The organism is Cellulomonas septica, from assembly GCF_012396155.1.
Classification (GTDB): domain Bacteria; phylum Actinomycetota; class Actinomycetes; order Actinomycetales; family Cellulomonadaceae; genus Cellulomonas; species Cellulomonas septica.
In genome coordinates, this window is the sequence record NZ_JAAXOY010000367.1 from 1 (window position 1) to 3536 (window position 3536).

At 75.5% G+C, this 3536-nt stretch carries 5 protein-coding genes; 4 read left to right on the forward strand and 1 reads right to left on the reverse strand.

What is annotated here, in order from left to right; all coding sequences use genetic code 11:
- The 4 genes from HGA02_RS13330 to HGA02_RS13345 form a co-directional block, all read left to right on the forward strand.
- The coding region (locus HGA02_RS13330) for a hypothetical protein (RefSeq protein WP_168679414.1) at positions 1 to 650 on the forward strand (650 nt) is incomplete at its 5' end.
- On the forward strand, positions 643 to 945 hold the full coding sequence (locus tag HGA02_RS13335) for a transcriptional regulator (protein ID WP_124341038.1): 303 nt from the start codon (positions 643 to 645) through the stop codon (positions 943 to 945). The genes HGA02_RS13330 and HGA02_RS13335, both read left to right, overlap by 8 nt.
- Positions 942 to 1910, forward strand: coding sequence for an ATP-binding cassette domain-containing protein (locus HGA02_RS13340; RefSeq protein ID WP_168679415.1), 969 nt, complete (start codon positions 942 to 944; stop codon positions 1908 to 1910). Before HGA02_RS13335 ends, HGA02_RS13340 begins: the two co-directional genes overlap by 4 nt.
- Positions 1907 to 2698, forward strand: coding sequence for an ABC transporter permease (locus tag HGA02_RS13345; RefSeq protein ID WP_168679416.1), 792 nt, complete (start codon positions 1907 to 1909; stop codon positions 2696 to 2698). Before HGA02_RS13340 ends, HGA02_RS13345 begins: the two co-directional genes overlap by 4 nt.
- A 60-nt stretch (positions 2699 to 2758) precedes the next feature.
- On the opposite strand, the gene HGA02_RS13350 is transcribed toward HGA02_RS13345, so the two are convergent.
- Positions 2759 to 3536: HAD-IC family P-type ATPase (locus tag HGA02_RS13350; RefSeq protein WP_168679417.1), on the reverse strand; the 778-nt coding region annotated here is incomplete at its 5' end.

Below are 3536 nucleotides of genomic sequence, written 5' to 3' on the forward strand. Positions count from 1 at the left end.
CGGGCGACGCGCCGCTCGACGCCGAGCGCGGCCGCGACGACGAGCCGTTCGACCCCGCGCAGGCGCTCGCGGTCATCGCCGCCGGGCGACGCTCCGCGTTCGCCGCCTACCCGTCGGGCACGTTCCTCTTCCTGCTGTGGGGCACCGTGTGGCTCGTCGGGTACGGGCTCATGTGGCTCTCCGCGAACGCCGACGGCACGCCGTCGGGGCTCGCCGCGGGCGTCGCGATCACCCTCGGCGTCCTCGGCACGGTCGGGACGCTGTGGCACGTGCTGCACCGCAGTCGCGGGCTCGTCGGCGCGACCGCCCGCACCGGCGCCCTGTACGGGTGGTCGTGGGGGATCGGGTTCGTCACCCAGGCGCTGATCGTCACCGCGCTCGCCGACGCCGGCGCGCCGCCCGAGGTGTCGGCGCTCGCGGGCAACGCGCTCGCGGCGCTCGTCGTCGGCCTCCTCTACCTGGCGGGCGGGGCGCTCTGGGACGACCTGCCGATGTACCTGCTCGGCGGCTGGATCGCCGTCGTCGGGGGAGCGAGCGCGCACGTGGGCCTGCCCGGCACCTACCTCACGATGTCGCTCGCCGGTGGCGGCGGGATGCTCGTCGCCGGCACGTACGTGGCCGTCCGGGAGCGGCGGAGGCGCCGTGCCTGACGCCCCGCTCGACCCCGTCATCCACACCGAGGCGCGCCTGCGCGTCGTGTCCGCGCTCTCCGCGCTCAGCCGCGGCGACCGCATCAGCTTCCCGCGGCTGCAGCAGCTGCTCGACATGACCGCGGGCAACCTCTCGACCCATCTGCGCCGACTCGAGGAGGCGGAGTACGTGACCATCACCAAGACCCACGAGGGCCGGACACCGGTGACCTACGTGGAGCTCAGCGACACCGGGCGCGCCGCGCTCGCCCGGTACACGCGCGCGCTGCGCGACCTGCTCGGGGGGCGGCTGTGAACGCCGTCCTCGAGCTCCAGCACGTGACGCGCCGGTTCGGTGCGGTGACCGCGCTCGACGACGTGAGCCTCGGGGTCGAGCACGGCGAGCTCGTCGGCCTGCTCGGGCCGAACGGCGCGGGCAAGACCACGCTGCTCAGCCTCGTCAGCGGCCTGCGCAAGCCCGACAGCGGCACCGTCCGGCTGTTCGGCGGCGACCCCCGCGACGCCGCGTCCCGCATCGGCCTCGGCACGACGCCGCAGGAGACGGGCCTGCCCGCGACGCTCACGGTCGGCGAGGTCGTCGACCTGGTCGGCGGCCACTACCCGGACCCGATGTCGCGTGCCGAGGTGCTGGGCCGCTTCGGCATGACCGACCTCGTGAAGCGCCAGACGGGTGGGCTGTCGGGCGGTCAGAAGCGGCGGCTCGCGGTCGCGCTCGCGCTCGTCGGGCGGCCGCGGCTCGTCCTGCTCGACGAGCCGACGACGGGCCTCGACGTCGAGGCGCGGCACATCCTGTGGCAGGCGCTGCGCGACTACCACGCCGACGGCGCGACGGTCGTCCTCACGAGCCACTACCTCGAGGAGGTCGAGGCGCTCGCCGAGCGCGTCGTCGTGGTCGGCGGCGGGCGCATCCTCGCCGACGACACCCTGCAGGCCGTGATCGGCCTCGTCGGGCTGCGGCGCGTGCTGCTCACGCTCCCCGCCGCGTCGCCGCTCGACCCGGGGGTGCTGCCGGGCGCGCACACCGCCCAGGCCGAGGACCACGCGGGCGGCCGCCGCTGGACCGTGCTCGCCGAGGACGCCGACGCGTTCGTCCGCGCGCTCGTCGGCACCGAGGCGCCGTTCACCGACCTGGAGGTGCGCGGCGCGTCGCTCGAGGAGGCGTTCCTCGCGCTCACCGAGCGGGGCGGCGCGGCGGGTGCCGACCCGGGTGCGACCGACCGGTCCCGCCGTGACGACGACGTCGAGGAGGTCCTCCGATGACCACGACCACCGCGTCCCGACCGGTCGCGCGCGTGCGACCGTTCTGGCCGCTCGCGCTCCTGCACGCCCGGCTCAACTTCATCGAGACCGTGCGTATCCCCATCGCGGTGCTCGGCAACCTGCTCTTCCCCGCGCTCGCGCTGCTGTTCTTCGTCGTGCCGCAGCGTGCCGTCGCGGAGGACCCGCTGGTCGCGACGGCCGCGGTCACGCAGCTCGGCACGTTCGCCGTGATGTCGACGTGCCTGTTCACGTTCGGCGTCGGCGTCGCCGAGGACCGTGCGCTGCCGTTCGACCCGTACCTGCGGACCCTGCCCGCCGGGGCCGGTCCGCGGCTCGCGGGGCGCGTGCTCAACGGCGTGCTGTGGGCGTACCTCGCGCTCGTGCCGCTCGTGCTCATCGGCGCGCTGCTCACGGAGGCCGTCCTGCCCGTCGGGCGGGCGCTCGCGGCGGTCGTGGTCGTGCCGCTCGTCGCGGTCCCGTTCCTGCTGCTGGGCGTCGCGATCGGCTACCGCATGTCGTCGAAGGCCGCCATCGCCGTCGTGCAGGCGACGCTGTTCCCGCTCGCGTTCGCCGGCGGGCTGTTCCTGCCGCCCGAGGCGTTCCCGACGTGGCTCGACGCGATCTCGAAGGCGCTCCCGTCGCGCGCGGCCCGCGACCTCGCCGTCCAGGCGACCACGGGCTACGACGCGTACGCGTGGGCGGTGCCGGTGCTGGTCGGCTGGACCGTGCTGTTCGCGGTTCTCGCTGCCCTGGCGTACCGCAGCGACGAGGGCCGCCGCTTCCGCTGACCCTCGCGACACGACGACGGCCCGGTCCCACGGGGGAGCCGGGCCGTCGCGCTGTCGCCGTCAGGCGAAGGTGCGCAGGCGCAGGGAGTTGCCGACGACGAGGACCGACGAGAACGCCATCGCGGCTCCCGCGATCATCGGGTTGAGCAGCCCCAGCGCCGCGAGCGGGATCGCCGCGACGTTGTACGCGAACGCCCAGAAGAGGTTCTGCCGGATCACCGACAGGGTCTTCCGCGACAGCCGCACCGCCTGACCGGCCGTGCGCAGGTCGCCGCGGACCAGCGTGAGGTCGGCCGCCTCGATCGCGACGTCGGTGCCCGTGCCCATCGCGAGGCCCAGGTCCGCCGTCGCGAGCGCCGCGGCGTCGTTCACGCCGTCGCCGACCATCGCGACGCGTCGCCCCTCGGCCTGCAGCCGCTGGACCTGCGCGACCTTGTCCGCGGGGAGCACCTGCGCGATCACGTCGTCCTCGGCGATCCCGACCGACCGCGCCGCGGCGCGCGCGGCGCCGAGGTTGTCGCCGGTCAGCAGCACGGGACGCAGCCCGAGGGCCCGCAGCTCGGCGACGGCCTGCGCCGACGTCGCCTTGACCGGGTCGCGCAGGACCAGCACGCCGCGTGCGGCGCCGTCCCACGCGACGACGACCGCGGTCGCGCCGTCGTCCTCCGCGCGACGGACCACGTCGTCGACGGCGTCGGTGGTGACGCCCTCGTCGCGCAGCCAGCCGGTGCGGCCGACGAGCACGCGACGCGAGAGCCCGACACCCGAGTGCGCCGTGCGGACGACGCCCGAGACGCCGTGGCCGGCGTGCGCGCGGAAGTCGTGCACCTGGTCGGAC